Below are 17,278 nucleotides of genomic sequence, written 5' to 3'. Positions count from 1 at the left end.
CGGTCAGGATACCTTTTCAGCAAGTGTCGGCGCCTGCACGCCCGGATCATCGCTTTCGATCCGGGTGGCGAGCGGAAGATGGATGGAAAAACGGCTGCCCTCGCCCTCGCGGCTCTCGACCTCGATCCGGCCGTTCATCGCCTCGACCAGCAGCCGCGCCTCATAGGCACCGATGCCGAAGCCGTCGGCCTTGCTCGAGATAAAGGGCTTGAACAGGCGCGCGCGGACGAACTCCGCCGACATGCCGGCACCATGGTCGACAATCTCGATCACGCCATTCAGGCCATCGCGCGCCATGCTGACATAGACGGGATTGCCGGGCTGGCTGGCATCGATGGCGTTCTGGATCAGATGACCGAGAACCTGTTCGAGCTGCGCGGGATCGGCCATCAGCATCATGCGGTGCGCGCTGCTGGCGAGGACCGGATGGGCATGCGCCTTGTCCGCGACAACGCTGCGCACCACGCGTTCGGCATCGATCGCGCGCAGGCCTTCGCCGGCCGACCGGGCATAGCCGGTGAGCCTGCGGATCAGCGTGTTCATCTTGCCGACCGAGTTCTGCAGCGTCGCGATCATGTCCTTGCGGAATTCGGGATTGTCGGCATGGCGTTCGGCATTGCGCGCGACAAGGCTCAGCTGGCTGACCAGGTTCTTGATGTCGTGCATGACGAAGGCCATGCGGCGGTTGAACTCATCGAACTGGTCCGCCTCGCGCAGCGCTTCCTGGCTGCGCGCTTCGGCGAGATAGCTGGCCAGCTGCCGTCCGACGAGGCGCAGCAGATCGAGATCCTCCCAATCGAGCCGCCGCTCCACCAGCGGGCGCGCCAGCACGACAAGCCCGGCAAGCCGGTCGAAATGCACCAGCGGCACGATCGCCCAGGCATTGGTCTCTTCCAGCACCCAATAGGGAATGGCGCGGGCATCGGTGTGCCGGTCATGACCCCGGCGCAGGGCATCAAGCTCGACAATGCGCCCGGTGGCCTGGAAATAGCCGATGGTCGCCGCGGTGCACGCCTGGGCTGGCACATCGGCGGTGGGCCAGTTGAAGCGCGCCTGCAGCTGCATGCGGCCATTGTCGCCGGGCGCCAGCAGCAGCCCGGCGGGGCTGTCGCTGATGTCAGCGGCGGCCTTGATCACGCGTTCATGGAATGGCGCGGTGCCGTCGCCCGGTCGCCCGATCGTCTCGGTAAAGCGGATCCATTCGGCGCGATAATCATAGCGGTGCTGGAAGAAATGCTTGGTCGCCTTGACCTTGAACCAGGCGCGGAACCGGTCCGAAGGCAGCAGGATCAGCGCCGCCAGCGACATGCCGAGCACCAGCAGCATCTGCGCGCCCGAGGCCACCGTGCCGCCCACCGCGCGCAGCAGCTGCGCGACCGCGATCATCGTCACCAGATAGCCCAGGATCGCAAACAGCGAGAGCGAGCGATAGGCAATCTTGCGCGACAGCGTGAGCTTCCATCCGCCGGGACGGTTCGCCGCCAGCGCAAAGAACGGCACCGCGAAGATCATCAGCACCCCGCGCAGCGCCAGCATGTCGCCGCTCAGGCTGCCACTCAGATAGCCCATCGTGTAGAGGTTGAGATCGTAGAGCCACATCGCCGCCAGCGCGGTCAGCGGTACGCGCAGGCTGGCGCGAGTCTCTGCATCGGCGACGCTGTACAGGTTGTTGGCGAGCACCAGCGCGCCGACCACAAAGATCATGCGCAGCAGCATCGCGGTATCGAAGGCGAGCGTGCCCAGACCGTCGCGCGCGGCCAGTACCATCAGCCAGTTGTCGACCAGCGGCTGCGCGACCAGCACCAGGGTCAGCACCAGATAGACCGCCGTCACCGTGCCCGGCTGTGCCCGGGCCGATCGCACCATCTGGAACAGGAATGCCAGCCATGACAGGTTGCGCAGCGATTCGGCCAGCCCCGCAATCGGGTGCTGCGGCCCCAGGCTGGCGGCAGAAAAGGCCCAGAGGCTGGTCGACAGCAGCGCCAGCAGCAGCGCAACATCGCCCAGCGACGGACGGCTCCCGCGCAATCTGGCCCAGCGTTGCACCAGCCACGCGGCCACCAGCATGGTCAGCGCCGCCGCGCCCGAATGTGCCCAAAGGCTTATGTCGGCCCAGTTGGCCATGGCCTCAACGGGCGCCGTCGGGCCACAGCACGACGCGCAGCGTCTGCAGAATGATCAGCAGGTCCAGAAAGGGCGTGTAGTTCTTGGCATAATACAGGTCATATTCCAGCTTGTGCCGCGAATCCTCGACCGACGCGCCATAGGGATAGTTGATCTGCGCCCAGCCGGTAATGCCCGGCTTCACCATGTGCCGCTCGTTGTAATAGCGCATCTTGGTTTCCAGATCGGCGACGAATTCGGGGCGTTCGGGGCGCGGGCCGACAAAGCTCATGTCGCCCTTCAGCACGCTCCACGCCTGGGGCAGCTCGTCGATGCGCACCTTGCGGATGAAGCGGCCCAGCCGCGTGACGCGCGGATCGTTCTTCTGCGCCCATTGCGCACCATCGACCTCGGCATCGATCCGCATCGAGCGCAGCTTGATGATCTCGAACGGCTGGCCATAAAGCCCCACGCGTTCCTGCTTGAAAAAGGCAGGCCCCTTGCTGTCGAGCTTCACCAGCAAGGCAAACAGCAGGATGACAGGCGCGGTGAACAGCAGCAGGATCGAGCTGACCACCAGATCGAACAGCCTTTTGGCGATGGTCGAAATGCGGCGGCCCGCCGAAAATCCGTCGGAAAAGATCAGCCAGCTCGGGTTGACGGTATCCAGGTCGACGCGGCCCGTCTCGCGTTCCAGAAAGGTCGACAGGTCGTTGACGTGCACGCCGGTGGTCTTGATCCGCAACAGGTCGTTGAGCGGCAGCGCGTTGCGCCGTTCCTCCAGCGCCAGCACCACTTCGGTCACGTTCAGATTCTCGACATGCTTGGCGAGATTCTTGATCGCATCGCGGTTGATCGCTTCCTCGACGACCAGCGGCCCATCGTTCATCGCGACAAAGCCGACCAGCACGAAACCGGCATCGGCACGCTCGGACAGAGCGAGCACCCGCTGCGCGCGCTTGCCAGCGCCCAGCACCATCAGCCGTCGCTTGAACGCGCTTGTCCCCAACAGCCCGCCCAGCAGGATGCGGTTGCCGATCAGGAACAGGATGGAAAGCCCCATCGCGTACAGGCTGTTCGATCGCCACAAGGTGGTGCCCGGCAGAATGAAATAGGTGACCGACAGGAAGATCACGCCCAGCGAGATCGCGACCAGCAACCGCGCTGCGGCAAAGCGCAGCGATTGCAGCGAGTCGGGGCCATAGACCCCCACCGCGATCATCGCCATATGCACCAGCAGCGCGAAGGTGATGATCGGCAATGGCCGCTGGCCCAGCGGTTCGATTTCCATCCCGATCTCGTGCGCACGCCAGACCCAGCCGATTTCGGCGGCAAGGCCCAGCAGCGCGAGGTCAAAAAAGCCGAGCAGCAGCACCGCGTGCGGCACATAATGTTTGAACAGCCTGAACATGGGGCCGCTTATAGCCCGGCAATGGTCAAGTGTCGGTTAATTTTACAACCATATCGATGCGAGAGGCAGGAAATCCCGCCGCGGTGTCAAAGCTTTTTACGCTTGAAGATGCGCGCGACGGACAGGTTACTCGCCAATCTTCTGCGCCGCGTCCTGGGCTGCATCGCCCACTTTCTGCGCGGCATCGCCGACCTCATTGGCTGCACCTGCCACCGCGTCGGTACGCACCTCGCCCTGCTGGAGGAACTGCCAGGCGAAAAAGCCCCCGACCACGACGATCAGCAGCAACAGCGCCATCATGATGCCCGATCCGCCACCGGACTTTCGTTCGATGACCGTGGTGTGGGTGTGAACGGGTTCGACCGGGCGTTCGGTCACGGTGGTGGTTGTTTCGCGCTCTGTCATGGCATGTCCCCTAAATCTTTGATCTGGGGCGGATACGTGCCACGCGCCCGGCTGGTTCCGGACGAACGGGAGGCGCTCAGTCGGTGACGAAATCGAACGGCGTCACGCCCCTCTCCCGGTCGTCGAACTTCAGCCGGATGCCCAGCGGCGGCTTGGAGCGCTGCGGGCAATCGCCGCGCTTGCACATCGCACAGCCCGGCCCGATCCGGGTTGCTCCTGTCGCGCTCAGATCCATGCCGCGCGCATAGCACAGCGTGGCGGCCTGATCGACCGGGACGCCTAGGCCGATGGCGAATTCCGCCGTGGTGCCGCCCGCGCCATAGCCTGCGCCTTGGACGCTGCGTGCGAGGGTGAGCCAGCGGCTGGCATCTTCCAGCTCGACGACCTGCACCTGCACCTGGCTGGGGCGCGAGAACGCCTGGTGGAGGTGCCAGAGCGGGCAGGTCACCTCGGTATCGGCGAGCGGCGCGCGGGCCGCGCCGCCGAAGCGCTTGGACACCTGGCCGGCGCGGTCGATGCGGATCATGAAAAAGCCCAGCCCCCGCTGCCCCACCCGCTGCAGGGTCGTCAGCCGGTGCGCAACATGCTCGAACCCCGCGCCGAAGCGCCGCTGGAGCAGCAGCATGTCATAGCCCGATTGCTCGCAGGCGCGCAGGAAGCGGCCATAAGGCATCATCACCGCCGCTGCGAAATAGCTGAAGATATGGCGCTGGTAGAGCCGCTCGGCCGTGCGATCGCCAAATTGCGCGCCCGCCACCAGCGCGTTGATATCGGCACGATATTCGAGCTGGCCCAGCAGATAGGCGGCCTGGAAGGTGCGCGAGGCCATGTCGAGCATCTCCGAAAGCTGGAGCTGGCGCGCGTGCAGATCGAGCCGCCGCAACCGGCCGGGCATCACGTTTTCGGGCAGGATGCGGATCGAGAGCTGGTGCTTGGTGCGCAGCCGTTCGGAAATGGCGGAATAGAGATCACCGCTCTGCAGCCGCAGCGCATCGGCCAGTTCCTCGGCGGCATGATCGAGATCGGCAAAATGATTGCGCCAGCGTTCGATCTCGCCGCGCACCCGCGCCACCGGATCATCGGCGGCCACGCCCGGAGCCGCACTGCCCGCACCGCCCTGCACCCGGTCATAAAGCCGGGCAAAGGCCGCAGCCGTACCGGGAGACGCCGCCAGCCAGTCCTCGATCTCGCCAGGCTCGACCCCCAGATCGGCAAAGATCGGATCGCCCATGCGGCGGCGCATCGGGCCAAGACCACCGCCAGGCTCATCGCCGGTCAGATCGCGCGGATCGACATCGAACCGCTCGGCAAGCGTCAGCATCAGCCGCGCGCTGACGGGGCGCAGATTGCGCTCCAGCAAGTTGAGATAGCTCGGCGAGATGTCGAGCTTTTCGGCCATGGCCGCCTGGGTAAGACCGGCATTGCGGCGCAGGCGGCGCAGCGCCGGACCGGCGTGAAGGGATGTCTCGACCATGCGCTCAACTTGTAATATTCGTGACAAGCTGACAAGCCTTTTGGCCCATTTGGTGGCGATCTACGCTGATTTCTTGTCAATTTGTGCTGCAACCTGCTCGCTGCCAAGCTAGGGAAAAGCTCAAGACTTGTCCCGACGAGCTAGCAGGAGAGGATCAGGGTGAGCGGGGCAATCCCGCCACCCCGCCTTTCCGGGCAGGGCCAGAGCGGCAACACGAGATCATGCGAGCTTTCCTGGGGAGGAAAGACATGCCGCCGGAAACTTCGGTTTTCGGCGGCATTTTCATGATGTCACGCCCGAATTTACATTTCAGCACGGAATCTTAACAGGTGGCTGCTAGGGTTTGCAGCGATGGCCGCAAAATGAGGGTAGTGCACAGTGCTGAAGGAAGTCATGCTGGGGTCGGGTGGCATTTTACTGGCCGCCGCGATCTTTGCATCGTCGATCAACACCGGTCCGGTTCCGGCAGGGGCCCCCGCTGCGCCCGCGGCCGCGCCTGCGGGCGCGCCGCCCGTCGTCATGCCGGTGCCAGCCCAGCGCGTGACCGCTCCCCCGCCGCCTGCGGCAGAGGATGACGAGACCGGCGATACCCAGTTTGGCGCGCCGATGGTGTCCACCAAGCCGATGGCGGAGAGCGTTGCCGAGCCCGCGCCGATCGTCACCGATCCGGACAGCGCGGTCGGCAATGGCGGGCGTCAGTATCGGGCCAAGAACACGCCCCACCACTTTCCGATCCCCAAATAACGGGCCGATCCCAAATAACGGGACGGTCAGATGACCAGGCGCCAGGAGTGCCTATAGGCAGGCGCGGGTGAGATAGCTGCGCGTTTCGGCGCCGATGAGTGCCGCATGGCCGTAAGCCGGATGGGTGATCTGCACCAGCGCGACATTAGCCGCATCATGCCAGGCCGCAATCGCCGCATCATCCAGCGGGAAGTGGAGGAAATGCACGGCGCTCGCCTTGCCCGCAGCACTCGTGCGCTCGACATCCTGCTCGGGCACGGCGGCAATACGGATATTGCCGATCGTCAGGAAGATATGCTCTTCGACCCCGCCGATCGTGCGCAGAAAGGCATCGCGCCGCTCGGGATTCTCGATCTCGAACATCAGCGTTGCGGTCAGCTCGCGGCCATTGGGGACCATCGGATTATAGGCCGCCAGCTCGTCGGCCAGCTGCTCTTCGCCGCCCTTTTCGATGCGCAGCATCTCCTGGATCTGCAGCCACATGCTGTCCCAGCTTTCAAAGGTGATCATCGCATGCGGGCCGATGGCAAGACGCGAGAATTTCTTGGCGAGAATGCTTTCCTGGCGCTTGTCCTTGCGGATCAGCTCATAATCGGCGAGGTCCATGATGTCCTCGCGGGTGATGGAACGGCGGTCCCTGGGCATCGTCTTTTCCATATCCATTAGAGTCCATAAGCCTTTGCCATGAGTTCGACGGGATGGCCGATCCGTTCGGGCAGTTTTGCCGTCCCGCCCTGCTCCATCACCTGCTTGAGGTGCGAGCCTGCCAGCGGGCATTCGCTGACCATGTAATCGGGCGCAGACTTTTCGAGCGAGCGCACGGTCGGGCGCGCCAGCTTCACCGCAGTGTCGAAATTGTCCTTGTAGATGCCCCATTTGCCGCCATGGCCCGAGCAGCGCTCGGTCAGCACCGGCTTGGCCTCGGGGATCAGCTTGAGCATCTCCATCGCCTTGGGGCCCATGTTTTGCGCACGCGAATGGCAGGCAAAGTGCACGCCGATGCTCGCATCCATCGCCTCGACCGGGGTCAGCCCCGCCTGTTTCGACAGCTTGACGATATATTCGCTGATATCGTGGGTGGCGGCGGAGAGCTTCTTGATGTCCTCATTGTCCGGCTCGATCAGCGGCCATTCGAACTTCATCATCAGCGCGCAGCTCGCGGTGATCGCGACGACATCATAGCCCTGGTCGATCAGCGGCGCGAAATGCGCGGCCACGCGCGCCGCCGCGCTGGCAACGGCGGGAATATCGCCATTTTCCAGCCGGGGCATCGCGCAGCATTCGGGATGCTCGATCCGCACTTCGACCCCGTTATGCGCCAGCACCTTGACCGCGGCCTCGCCGGGGGTCTGGTCGTTGAACTGGTCGTAACAGCTCGCATACAGCGCGACGCGGCGGCCGAAGCCGGGCGCATCGGCATTGGGCGCGGGCACCAGCGCAGCGGCGCGGTTGGTCAATGGAATGTCGGCGAACTTGGGCAGATGTGCCCGGCTGTCGATGCCGAGCATCGACTGCATGATCCCGCGCGTCGTGCCGTTGCTGCCATCGGTCGCCCAATTGGCGACATCGGACATCACGCTGCCCAGCTTGCCATTGCGGTCGGTCGCGGCGAGCAGCTCGTCGGCCCTGGAAGTCATCCCCTTGCGATGTTCGACCGCGCGATAACGCAGCATGAGATGCGGGAAATCCAGGTTGAATTCATGCGGCGGGACATAGGGGCACTTCACCATGAAGCACATGTCGCACAGGGTGCAGGCATCGACGACCTGCTTGATCTGCCCGGCAGAAAGGTCCTCGACCTCCTCGTTGGGGCTCTCGTCGATCATGTCGAACAGCTTGGGGAAGCTGTCGCACAGGTTGAAGCAGCGGCGGCACCCATGGCAGATATCGAACACGCGGCGCAGCTCGGCATCGAGTGCCGCCTCGTCATACCAGGATTCCTCGCGCCAGGGCAGCACATGCCGCGTCGGCGCGTCCAGGCTGCCTTCCTTGTATTCGGTTGCCATCACGATCCCCTGTCAGCCACAAGCCATCGAACGCCTCCCCGGCAAGGGACGGCATGCAATCGGCAGAAAAATGGCCTGCGCCTCGTGCCGGAGCACGAAGACGCAGGCCAAGTTGTCGTTCAACTGAAAATCAGGCTTCGGCCAGCAGCGCGTCGAGCGTCTTCTGGAACTTGCCGGCATGGCTCTTTTCCGCCTTGGCGAGCGTTTCGAACCAGTCGGCGATTTCGTCAAAGCCTTCATCGCGGGCGGTCTTGGCCATGCCCGGATACATGTCGGTATATTCGTGGGTTTCGCCAGCGATCGCCGACTTCAAATTGTCGGCGGTGGTGCCGATCGGCTCGCCGGTGGCAGGATCGCCGCACTCTTCCAGGAATTCGAGATGGCCGTGCGCATGGCCCGTTTCGCCCTCTGCGGTCGAACGGAACACGGCGGCAACGTCGTTATGGCCCTCGATATCCGCCTTCTGGGCGAAATACAGATAGCGGCGGTTGGCCTGGCTTTCACCGGCAAACGCATCCTTGAGGCACTGCTCGGTCTTCGATCCCTTGAGTTCCATGGTCATCCCTCTTTTGTGATTCAAAACCCTGATGACCTAGGGTTACGGCCATGCCGTGCGGCATTCCATGTGATTTTCTTCAACAGAATGATCGACAAAATCGATCACGGTCATTGATAATGTTTCTCAATTACGGCCAATCGCCGCCATTTTGGGGGAAAACTTCCGCAATCCCCGTGACGAACCCGAAAACTGCCGTTAAACCGCCGCCACCGAAATCAAATCAGAAGGGACGTTTCCTCATGAACAACGCTGAACTCGCAGAGAAAATTGCCGCCGATCACGGCGTGACCAAGGCGGATGCCCGCAAGCTGGTCGATGGCGTTTTCGCTGCGATCGCCGATGCAGCTGCCGCTGGCGAAGAAATCTCGATCAACGGCTTTGGCAAGTTCAAGGTCAAGGCAACTCCGGAGCGCGAAGGTCGCAACCCGGGCACCGGCGCCACCATCACCATCAAGGCCTCCAAGAAGCTCGGCTTCACCCCCGCAAAGGCGGTGAAGGACAAGCTGAACGGCTGATCCTTCCAGCTTCGCGCTGAATGAACAAGGCCTCGCCCCCATCGGGCGGGGCCTTTTCATTTGCCCCCAGCAATTGGCCGCGCGCCCGTTGCAACCGCCCGGCCAAGGCGATAGGGCCGGACGCGTGGGCGCATCGATCGACATAGGTCTGGATGAGACAGGGCAGCCTGTCGGCATCGATATTGAGGAATTGCTGGCCACCAGACTTCTGGTGCAGGGCAATTCCGGATCGGGCAAATCGCATCTGCTGCGCCGCCTGCTCGAAGAGAGTGCCGGGCTCGTCCAGCAGGTGATCATCGACCCCGAGGGCGATTTCGCCACGCTGGCCGACGCCTATTCGCACATCGTCATCGACGCGGGCGACTATAACGAGCGCGAGATCGCGCGGATTGCCGCGCGCATCCGCGAACACCGCGCCTCGGTCATCCTCAACCTCGAATCGCTGGAGCTCGAAGCGCAGATGACCTGCGCCGCGACCTTCCTCAACGCGATGTTCGATGCCCCGCGCGAACATTGGTATCCGGCGCTGGTGGTGGTCGACGAAGCGCAGATGTTCGCGCCATCGGTCGCAGGCGATGTGCCCGATCAGGTGCGCCGCGCCAGCCTGTCGGCGATGACCAACCTGATGTGCCGTGGCCGCAAGCGCGGGCTTGCCGGCGCCATCGCCACGCAGCGCCTCGCCAAGCTGGCCAAGAACGTTGCGGCAGAGGCGAGCAACTTCCTGATGGGGCGCACCTTTCTCGACATCGACATGGCGCGCGCCGCCGATCTTCTGGGCATGGAACGCCGACAGGCCGAGCGCATCCGCGACCTGGAGCGCGGCTGCTTTCTGGGGCTGGGCCCGGCGATTTCGCGCCGCCCCATCACCACCCGCATCGGTGCCACGCGCACCACCAGCCGTACCGGCACGCACAAGCTGCTGCCGATGCCCGAGGCGCAGGGCGAAGACCTGCGCGACATGCTGCTGGCAGCGGCAGCCAGCGACACTCCGGTGCCGATGGCCGCACCGCGCCCCGTTCCGATCGCCGCCGACGAGCTGATCAGCGCCATCGCGCCCGCGCCGCTCCCCCAGCCGCATCCGATGCCCGAACATTCTGCAATGTTCGCCGCGCGCAAGGAAGCCGAAGACGCGGCTGACGCGATCGATGCCGAGGCCGTGGTCGTCGCGGTGCTCGCCGACATGCTGGCCGATGGCAGCACCGCGACACAGACCGAGGCTTTGCTCTATCAGGATTTCTCGGTGCGCTGCCGGATGCAGCGGCTGATCCGTCCGCCGCTCGACCTCGAAGGCTTTCGCCAGCGGCTCGCGCTGGCGCGCGGCGGGGTGATGGATCCGGCCGATCCGGTCTGGGCGCCGCTGCTCGAGGCTGCGAGCCGCCTGCCGCAGGAAATGTACGCGCCCTTCCTGTTGATCGCGCGCGCGGCGATGGACGGCCAGCCCTGCCCCGATGATGCCGCATTGGGCCGCGCTTATGGCACCGGCTCGCCGGGCCGCATCCGCCGGCTGATCGAATATATGGAAAAGCAGGGCGTCATCGTCGTCCGCGCCGATTTCGGCGGGCGGAGGTCGATCGGGATACCGGATCTGGGGCTCAGCACCGGGGCGGAATAGCGCCTCTCTCTCCGGTAGTGACCGTCACCTCCGCGCAGGCGGGATTCCCGCTTTCGCGGGAATGACGATGCAGGTGCGAGAGCCCTGCTCTAGAACTCCGTCGCTTCGAAGCGCACCGGCTCGCCGATCGCGCTGTCGGCCAGCGTGTCCTCCCACATCACCCGGTTCCCGCGAATGATCGTGCCGATCGGCTTGCCGGTCAGCTCCATGCCGGTGAACGGACTCCAGCCGCAGCGCGACTGCAGCCAGTCCTCGGTCACCGTCCAGCGCTTCTTGAGGTCGACGATCGTGAAATCGGCATCGTAACCTGCGGCGATCCGGCCCTTGCCGACCAGCCCGAAAATGCGCTGCGCCCCCGCCGAGGTCAGGTCGATCAGCCGCTGCATCGACAGCCGCCCATGGTGCATATGGTCGAGCAGCAGCGGCAGCAGCGTCTGCACACCGGGCATGCCGCTGGGCGTATCGGGATAGGTCTTGCTCTTTTCCTCGATCGTGTGCGGCGCATGGTCAGACCCGATGACATCGGGCACGCCCTGAGCCAGCCAGCGCCACAGCCCGTCGCGATGCGCGCCGCTGCGGATCGGCGGGTTCATCTGCGCATAGCTGCCCAGGCGCGGATAGGCCTCTTCGCCGGCCAGCGTCAGATGCTGCGGCGTCACCTCGCAGGTCGCGATGTCCTTGTGCTGCGCGATCAGTTCCAGCTCTGCCGGAGTGGTGATGTGCAGAATGTGGATGCGGCGCTTCGCCTCGCGCGCTAGGCGCAGGATGCGGCGCGTCGCCAGGATCGCGCTTTCGTCGTCGCGCCAGACGGGGTGCGACGAGGGATCGCCGGAAACGCGCAGGTCAGCGCGCTCGTTCATCCGGAATTCGTCCTCGGCATGGATCGCGACGCGGCGCTTGCCGCTCGCCAGCACCCGGGCCAGCGCGCCATCATCGGCCACCAGCAGGTCGCCCGTGGACGCCCCCATGAAGATCTTCACGCCCGCGGTCCCAGGCAGGCGCTCCAGCTCCTTCAGCGATTCGGCATTGGCGGAGGTCGCGCCGACATAAAAGGCATGGTCGCACCACATGCGGTGATGCGCGCGCGCCAGCTTGTCGGCAACACGATCGGCGGTGTCGGTATTGGGCTTGGTATTGGGCATTTCGAACACCGCAGTGACCCCGCCCATCACGGCGGCGCGGCTGCCCGATTCCAGGTCTTCCTTGTGCTCCAGCCCCGGCTCGCGGAAATGCACCTGGCTGTCGATCACGCCGGGCAGCACATGCAAGCCGGTGCAGTCGATCACCTCGCCCGCATCGCCCGCCAGCGGGCCGATGCCTGCGATCTTGCCGCCGATCACACCGATATCGGCTGAAACCGGCCCGCCGGGCAGGTACACGGTGCCGTTCTTGACGATCAGGTCGTAGCTCGCTGTCATCGCATCTCTCCGCTTGAAACTGGCTGAGCGATACGCATGTTGGCCAGCATGTCCAGACCCACCATGCTCGCCCTTCGCGCCCTTATCCGCCTGTCGCCTACAGAGCCGCAAGAGGATGTGCGCGGCTTCCTGCAGGGACTGGTGACCCAGGATACGCTGCTCGTGGCACCGCAAGCCCCTCAATATGCCGGGCTTTTGAGCGCGCAGGGCAAGACGATGTTCGACTTTCTGCTCTGGGACGATGGCACAGATGTGCTGATCGATTGCGCGCGCGAGGCCGCAGGAGACCTGGCCAAACGGCTGGGAATCTATCGCCTGCGACGCAAGATTTCTATCGCGCCCGAAGAGGCAATGGCGGTCCATTGGTCGCCGGACGCTGTCGAAGGTGCGGTGCCCGATCCGCGCCTTGCCGCGCTGGGCTGGCGATGGCTGGCGCCTGCTGGTGGCGACAGCAGCGAGCATAGCGCCGACGATGCCTGGCTGGCGCACCGCCTGACGCTGGGCGTGCCCGAAGGCGCGGCCGAGATCGGCGACATATTGTGGCTCGAAACAAATGCGGTCGAATTGAACGGGGTCAGCTTCAGCAAGGGTTGCTATGTCGGCCAGGAAAATACCGCGCGGATGAACTGGCGGCAGAAGGTCAACCGGCGGATCGTCGTGCTGCCACTCGCGGAAGCGAACGAAAAGCGGCAGAAAACCGCCTATCCTGCGCTGGGACTTTCGGTGGAACACCGCCGCACCGAAGATCTTGACCCGGGCCGCCTGCCCGCCTGGTTGCAAGCCGCGCAAGCCTGATGGCAACATTTGATAAAGTACAAAATTTATTGTATAACTGTTCTATTCCCCCAAGGCAGCAAGGCTGAAATCGATGTCGCGCCCCATGAACGATCACGAAGCCATCCGCATCCAGTTGATGGAGGCGGCGGAAGAAATGGTCCGCACGCGCGGCGCGGTCAATCTCTCGCTGACCGAGGTGGCGGCGGCCTGCGGCATGTCCCAATCGAGCTTCTACCGCTATTTCGCGTCCAAGGAGGCGTTTTTCGAGGCGATTGCCGGGCGCTGGTTCGAGGAACTGAACCAGATCATGGAGGATGTCGTCGCATCCGACCTTCCCCCGCGCGAAAAGCTGTTCGAATTCTTTGCCCGCCGTGTCGCGGTCAAGCGCGCCCGGTTCGAGGCGGACCCCAATCTGTTCCGCGCCCATATGGACCTGGGCGAGGAGCATTGGGAGGTCATCCGGGGCTATGTCGACCTGGCCGACCATTACATGGCGATGATCCTGGGCGAGGCGATGGCCGAGGGCTATTTTGCTGGCTATGATCTCGACCATGTCGTGTCGCTGACCAATCTGATGCTGCAGCCCTTCTGCAACCCGTTCGTGATGATGGACATGATCCGCACCGCGACGCCGGACAATCTGCGCATCGTCATCAATACGCTGTTCGACGGGCTGGGCACGGCGCAGGCGATCAGCGATGCCGAGAATGTCACGCCGCTGCGCGCGATTTCCTGAGCGCTTCCCCCACGCCAACGAGGCCTTGCCAACCGCCCGTGCTTCTGGCAAGGGAGCGCTCCGCACGACACCGGCCACCCGGTGATTCCGTAACCGGGCGCGTAGCTCAGTGGTAGAGCACACCCTTCACACGGGTGGGGTCGCAGGTTCAATCCCTGCCGCGCCCACCATCTTTTCAATGACTTGAGAAAGATGGTGGCGGTTTCTGTCGCGGTGCACGGCCGCGCCTAGGGCGCCGCAGGAATCACGAATGCTTAAGCCGCACGACAGCCGCTTGCAGTGCTGACTTGCCCCCAAGTCCGCGCCTCTCGCCTGCGTCGTTTTAATCTTTGGTTTACCATTATCGCATAGTAAAATCTCGAACCGGACAGGGGATCGAGACTTGCAACTCGCAAACAATATTTCGAATCCGCTCGATCTTTCGGTCGTCATCCCCGTTTTCAACGAAGAAGCGGGGATAGATGCTTTGATCGCCCGCGTTACCGGGGTGTGCAGCGCCGTTTTTGGCGACCGGTACGAGATCATCCTGGTCAATGACGGATCGAGAGATGGCAGCTGGCCGCTGATCTGCGCCCATGCCGAACGCAATCCGCATATCGTGGCGGTCAACCTCTCGCGCAATTACGGGCACCAGATGGCGCTGACCGCCGGGTTGAACCATGTGCGCGGCGCGCTGGCCTTCGTGCTGGATGCAGACCTGCAGGACCCGCCCGAACTGCTGGAGCCGATGCTGGCGAAAATCCGCGAAGGCTATGACGTGGTCTATGGCCAGCGCACCAGCCGCCAGGGCGAGACCGCATTCAAGCGCGGCACGGCGTCGATTTTCTATCGCCTGCTGGGATCGATGACCGACACGAACATCCCGCGCGATACCGGTGATTTCCGCCTGATGACGCGCCGCGTGGTCGAGCAGCTGAACGCCATGCCCGAGCGTTATCGCTTCACGCGCGGGCTGGTCAGCTGGGTCGGGTTCAAGCAGGCCGCCTTCCCCTATGAGCGCGAAGCCCGTTTTGCCGGGCAAAGCCATTATCCGCTGACCAAGATGATTGCGCTGGCGATCGATGCGGTGACCAGCTTTTCCGTCGTACCGCTGCGCTTCGCATCGCATCTGGGGATGATATTCGGTGCTGCCGGGCTGCTGGCCCTGTTCTGGATTGCCGCCGTCTGGCTGGCGGGCGGCACCGTGCAGGGCTGGGCCAGCCTGGCCGCGCTGACCCTGATCATGGGCAGCGTGCAACTGATCATGCTGGGCGTGTTCGGCGAATATCTGGGCCGCATGTACATGGAGTCCAAGCACCGTCCGCTGTTCATCGTCTCGGAGGTGCGGCACAATCCTGCCAGCACCGATGCCGCAGGGGATGCCGACCGGGCGAGCAACCCCGTGGCCCGCATGGAGCAGCAACTGCGCGAGAGCTTCCGTGCCGCTGGCTGAGAGCGTTGCGGTCTGGCGCCTGGCTGCGCTGTGCCGGCACAGCGCGCGCACCGGCTGCGCCTGCCCCAAAGCGATGCACAAGCCTTCCAGCTTCGGCGCGCCTGCCAGCATCGCCGGGTGAGGCGATGTACCGGTTGCTGACCCGATATTCGCTGGTGGGCGTGGCCAATACGCTGGTCGGCTGCTCGGTCATCTTTGCCTGCCTGCTGGCCGGCACCAGCGGACTTGCCGCCAATATCGCCGGCTATGCCGTCGGGCTGATCTGCTCGTTCACGCTCAACCGCCATTATGTGTTCGGCGCGCGCGGCGCGGTATCGGCACGGGAAGTTGCCAAGTTCCTCGCGGCCTTCGGCCTATCCTATGCCAGCAACCTGATCGTGCTGCGATCGGTCCAGTCGGTTCTGGGCGAGACCAGCCCCTTCGCGCAGGTGCCCGCGATCATCACCTATTCGCTGGTGTTCTTCATCATCTCGCATCGGTTCGTGTTCAAGCGGGCGGGGCTGGAATGAGCCTGGTGCGCCGGATCGACACCCCCTTGCCCGGCATCGGGCCGCGTCCGCTCATCGGGCTGACCAGCTGGCCGCTGTGCCTGTTGATCTGCCTGGCATCGATCGCGCCGCTGCTGGTGGTGGACCTTCCGCCGCTGGTCGATCTCTACGGCCATCTGGGGCGCTATGCGGTTCAGACAGACCTCGCCAACCGGCCCGAAATCCAGCCCTATTACTCCTTCGAATGGCGGCTGATCGGCAATCTGGGTGCCGACCTGCTGGTCCAGGCGCTGCACGGCTGGCTGGGGCTGGAGACGTCGGTGCGCGTCATCGTCATCGTCATCCAGTTTCTGGGCGCCGCCGGAATCCTGGCGGTGTGCCACGCGGTGCACGGCCGCGTCACCCCGTTCGCGCTGATGGCATTGCCGCTGCTATACGGCTTCCCGTTCAACTATGGCTTTCTGAACTTCGCGCTCGCCATGGCGCTGGGCATGCTGGCCTTTACCGCCTGGCTGCATCTGACGCGGATGCAGCGCACCGGGCAGGCGCGGCTTTGGCTCGCGGTCGCAGGCGCGGCCATCTGGGTCTGTCACACCTATGGCTGGGCGTTTCTGGGCCTGTTGTGCGGGTCCACTGCCCTCGCGCAGACCCTGAGGGCCAAGGACCATCCGCTGGCCGCAGCACGGCATATTGTCGGCGCATGCTGGCCGCTGCTTTTGCCGCTGATCCCGATGCTGTTGTGGCGCGCTGATGCCGGTGGCAGCGAGACGGGCGGATGGTTTGTGCACCTGAAGATACTCTGGCTGCTCTCGCCGCTGCGCACCAAATGGTTCGTGCTCGATTTCACCTCGCTGCTGGCGATCTATGGCCTGCTGTACCTGGCGGCGCGCTCGAAGCAGCTGGCATTCGACCGCAGGCTGGGCATCGCCGCATCGCTATGCTTTGCGTGCTTTCTTGTCCTGCCGATGTGCGTCTTCAGCTCGATGTTCGCCGACATGCGGCTGATGCCCTATGTGCTGGTCATCGCGCTGCTGGCCATTTCGGTCGATCGCCTGGGTGCGAAGAAGCTCAAGCTCCTGAGCCTGGCCGCCGTCGCGTTCTTCGTCGGTCGCACGGTGACGACGGGACTGGCCTATATCGCCCAGGACCGGGAGATCGCCGCCGCCCTGCCCACGATGGAGGCCATTCCCAGAGGCGCACGCGTTGCCTTTTTCGTGATCAAGCCGTGCGAGGTGGAATGGCAACTGCCGGTGCTCGACCATCTGGGCGGTATAGCGCTGGCCCGGCGCAGCGTGTTCGTGAACGATCAATGGCAGCAACCCGGCGTAAACCTGCTCGACGTGCACTATCCTGCGGTGGGGGCCTTTGACCAGGACCCGTCGCAGATGGTCCTGCCCGATGGGTGCGAAAACCCGCAATATCCCAATTTTTCCCCATTGATGCGTCAGTTCCCGCGCCATGCGTTCACGCATGTATGGATCATCGGCGAACTGCCGCCGGCCATGCCGCGTATCCCGGGGCTTGAGCCACTGCCGCACGCCGGCAAGGGTGCGCTCTACAGGGTTCTGGACAGCGATTGATCCGGCCTGGTCGGCGCG

The 17,278-nt window shown here is 64.2% G+C and carries 16 protein-coding genes and 1 tRNA gene; 9 read left to right on the top strand and 8 right to left on the bottom strand.

Going from position 1 to position 17,278, the window contains the following annotated elements:
- Window positions 1-3: 3 nt before the first annotated feature.
- The 4 genes from prsK to OU999_16320 form a co-directional block, all read right to left on the bottom strand.
- The gene (gene prsK / locus OU999_16335) at window positions 4-2,124 is read right to left on the bottom strand and encodes a PEP-CTERM system histidine kinase PrsK (GenBank protein ID WAC23283.1); all 2,121 of its coding nucleotides are present in this window, start codon (window positions 2,122-2,124) and stop codon (window positions 4-6) included.
- Between the two features lie 4 nt (window positions 2,125-2,128).
- Complete coding sequence (locus OU999_16330) at window positions 2,129-3,514, bottom strand: TIGR03013 family PEP-CTERM/XrtA system glycosyltransferase (protein WAC23282.1); 1,386 nt, start codon at window positions 3,512-3,514, stop codon at window positions 2,129-2,131.
- A gap of 126 nt (window positions 3,515-3,640) precedes the next feature.
- The gene (locus OU999_16325) at window positions 3,641-3,919 is read right to left on the bottom strand and encodes a hypothetical protein (GenBank protein WAC23281.1); all 279 of its coding nucleotides are present in this window, start codon (window positions 3,917-3,919) and stop codon (window positions 3,641-3,643) included.
- A 76-nt stretch (window positions 3,920-3,995) separates the two neighbouring features.
- Window positions 3,996-5,393, bottom strand: coding sequence for a short-chain fatty acyl-CoA regulator family protein (locus OU999_16320; GenBank protein ID WAC23280.1), 1,398 nt, complete (start codon window positions 5,391-5,393; stop codon window positions 3,996-3,998).
- 378 nt (window positions 5,394-5,771) lie between these two features.
- Between OU999_16320 and OU999_16315 the strand changes: the two genes are divergently transcribed.
- Window positions 5,772-6,137: a hypothetical protein gene (locus tag OU999_16315; protein WAC23279.1), complete on the top strand. Its 366-nt coding sequence runs from the start codon at window positions 5,772-5,774 to the stop codon at window positions 6,135-6,137.
- A 51-nt stretch (window positions 6,138-6,188) separates the two neighbouring features.
- On the opposite strand, the gene OU999_16310 is transcribed toward OU999_16315, so the two are convergent.
- From OU999_16310 to OU999_16300, 3 genes are all read right to left on the bottom strand, one after another.
- A complete protein-coding gene (locus OU999_16310) occupies window positions 6,189-6,782 on the bottom strand; it encodes a DUF3501 family protein (GenBank protein WAC23278.1) in 594 nt (197 codons plus the stop codon).
- A gap of 17 nt (window positions 6,783-6,799) precedes the next feature.
- Window positions 6,800-8,143, bottom strand: coding sequence for a heterodisulfide reductase-related iron-sulfur binding cluster (locus OU999_16305; protein WAC23277.1), 1,344 nt, complete (start codon window positions 8,141-8,143; stop codon window positions 6,800-6,802).
- A 130-nt stretch (window positions 8,144-8,273) separates the two neighbouring features.
- On the bottom strand, window positions 8,274-8,699 hold the full coding sequence (locus OU999_16300; GenBank protein WAC23276.1) for a rubrerythrin family protein: 426 nt from the start codon (window positions 8,697-8,699) through the stop codon (window positions 8,274-8,276).
- Between the two features lie 242 nt (window positions 8,700-8,941).
- On the opposite strand from OU999_16300, the gene OU999_16295 reads away from it, so the two are divergent.
- A complete protein-coding gene (locus OU999_16295; GenBank protein ID WAC23275.1) occupies window positions 8,942-9,217 on the top strand; it encodes an HU family DNA-binding protein in 276 nt (91 codons plus the stop codon).
- A gap of 124 nt (window positions 9,218-9,341) precedes the next feature.
- Window positions 9,342-10,829, top strand: coding sequence for an ATP-binding protein (locus OU999_16290; protein ID WAC23274.1), 1,488 nt, complete (start codon window positions 9,342-9,344; stop codon window positions 10,827-10,829).
- An 89-nt stretch (window positions 10,830-10,918) separates the two neighbouring features.
- Here OU999_16290 and OU999_16285 read toward each other — a convergent pair whose 3' ends face one another.
- Entirely contained in the window at window positions 10,919-12,247 is a 1,329-nt protein-coding gene (locus OU999_16285) for a dihydroorotase (GenBank protein WAC23273.1), read from the bottom strand.
- 48 nt (window positions 12,248-12,295) lie between these two features.
- Between OU999_16285 and OU999_16280 the strand changes: the two genes are divergently transcribed.
- From OU999_16280 to OU999_16255, 6 genes are all read left to right on the top strand, one after another.
- Complete coding sequence (locus tag OU999_16280; GenBank protein WAC23272.1) at window positions 12,296-13,042, top strand: folate-binding protein; 747 nt, start codon at window positions 12,296-12,298, stop codon at window positions 13,040-13,042.
- Window positions 13,043-13,127: 85 nt separating this feature from the next.
- On the top strand, window positions 13,128-13,760 hold the full coding sequence (locus OU999_16275) for a TetR family transcriptional regulator (GenBank protein ID WAC23271.1): 633 nt from the start codon (window positions 13,128-13,130) through the stop codon (window positions 13,758-13,760).
- Window positions 13,761-13,855: 95 nt separating this feature from the next.
- Window positions 13,856-13,930: transfer RNA gene (locus OU999_16270), tRNA-Val, on the top strand.
- Window positions 13,931-14,142: 212 nt separating this feature from the next.
- A complete protein-coding gene (locus OU999_16265) occupies window positions 14,143-15,192 on the top strand; it encodes a glycosyltransferase family 2 protein (protein WAC23270.1) in 1,050 nt (349 codons plus the stop codon).
- Between the two features lie 125 nt (window positions 15,193-15,317).
- Window positions 15,318-15,701 carry a GtrA family protein gene (locus OU999_16260; GenBank protein ID WAC23269.1) on the top strand — a complete coding sequence of 128 codons (384 nt, stop codon included), beginning with the start codon at window positions 15,318-15,320 and terminating at the stop codon, window positions 15,699-15,701.
- Window positions 15,698-17,260, top strand: a complete 1,563-nt coding sequence (locus OU999_16255) for a hypothetical protein (GenBank protein WAC23268.1) — start codon at window positions 15,698-15,700, stop codon at window positions 17,258-17,260. The genes OU999_16260 and OU999_16255 overlap by 4 nt, the downstream gene beginning before the upstream one ends.
- Window positions 17,261-17,278 lie beyond the last annotated feature (18 nt).

The organism is Blastomonas sp. SL216 (assembly GCA_026625625.1).
GTDB lineage: Bacteria > Pseudomonadota > Alphaproteobacteria > Sphingomonadales > Sphingomonadaceae > Blastomonas.
The sequence above is the reverse complement of the archived record's forward strand: the minus strand, read 5'-3'. Positions and strand labels throughout refer to the sequence as shown.

Excerpts from the sequence above, each read along its gene's own strand:
- OU999_16285 (WAC23273.1), bottom strand. The coding sequence starts at position 12,247 with ATGACAGCGAGCTACGACCTGATCGTCAAGAACGGCACCGTGTACCTG.
- OU999_16325 (WAC23281.1), bottom strand. The coding sequence starts at position 3,919 with ATGACAGAGCGCGAAACAACCACCACCGTGACCGAACGCCCGGTCGAA.
- OU999_16310 (WAC23278.1), bottom strand. The coding sequence starts at position 6,782 with ATGCCCAGGGACCGCCGTTCCATCACCCGCGAGGACATCATGGACCTC.
- OU999_16305 (WAC23277.1), bottom strand. The coding sequence starts at position 8,143 with ATGGCAACCGAATACAAGGAAGGCAGCCTGGACGCGCCGACGCGGCAT.
- OU999_16320 (WAC23280.1), bottom strand. The coding sequence starts at position 5,393 with ATGGTCGAGACATCCCTTCACGCCGGTCCGGCGCTGCGCCGCCTGCGC.
- OU999_16260 (WAC23269.1), top strand. The coding sequence starts at position 15,318 with ATGTACCGGTTGCTGACCCGATATTCGCTGGTGGGCGTGGCCAATACG.
- OU999_16280 (WAC23272.1), top strand. The coding sequence starts at position 12,296 with ATGTCCAGACCCACCATGCTCGCCCTTCGCGCCCTTATCCGCCTGTCG.
- OU999_16330 (WAC23282.1), bottom strand. The coding sequence starts at position 3,514 with ATGTTCAGGCTGTTCAAACATTATGTGCCGCACGCGGTGCTGCTGCTC.
- OU999_16275 (WAC23271.1), top strand. The coding sequence starts at position 13,128 with ATGAACGATCACGAAGCCATCCGCATCCAGTTGATGGAGGCGGCGGAA.
- prsK (WAC23283.1), bottom strand. The coding sequence starts at position 2,124 with ATGGCCAACTGGGCCGACATAAGCCTTTGGGCACATTCGGGCGCGGCG.
- OU999_16300 (WAC23276.1), bottom strand. The coding sequence starts at position 8,699 with ATGGAACTCAAGGGATCGAAGACCGAGCAGTGCCTCAAGGATGCGTTT.
- OU999_16255 (WAC23268.1), top strand. The coding sequence starts at position 15,698 with ATGAGCCTGGTGCGCCGGATCGACACCCCCTTGCCCGGCATCGGGCCG.
- OU999_16295 (WAC23275.1), top strand. The coding sequence starts at position 8,942 with ATGAACAACGCTGAACTCGCAGAGAAAATTGCCGCCGATCACGGCGTG.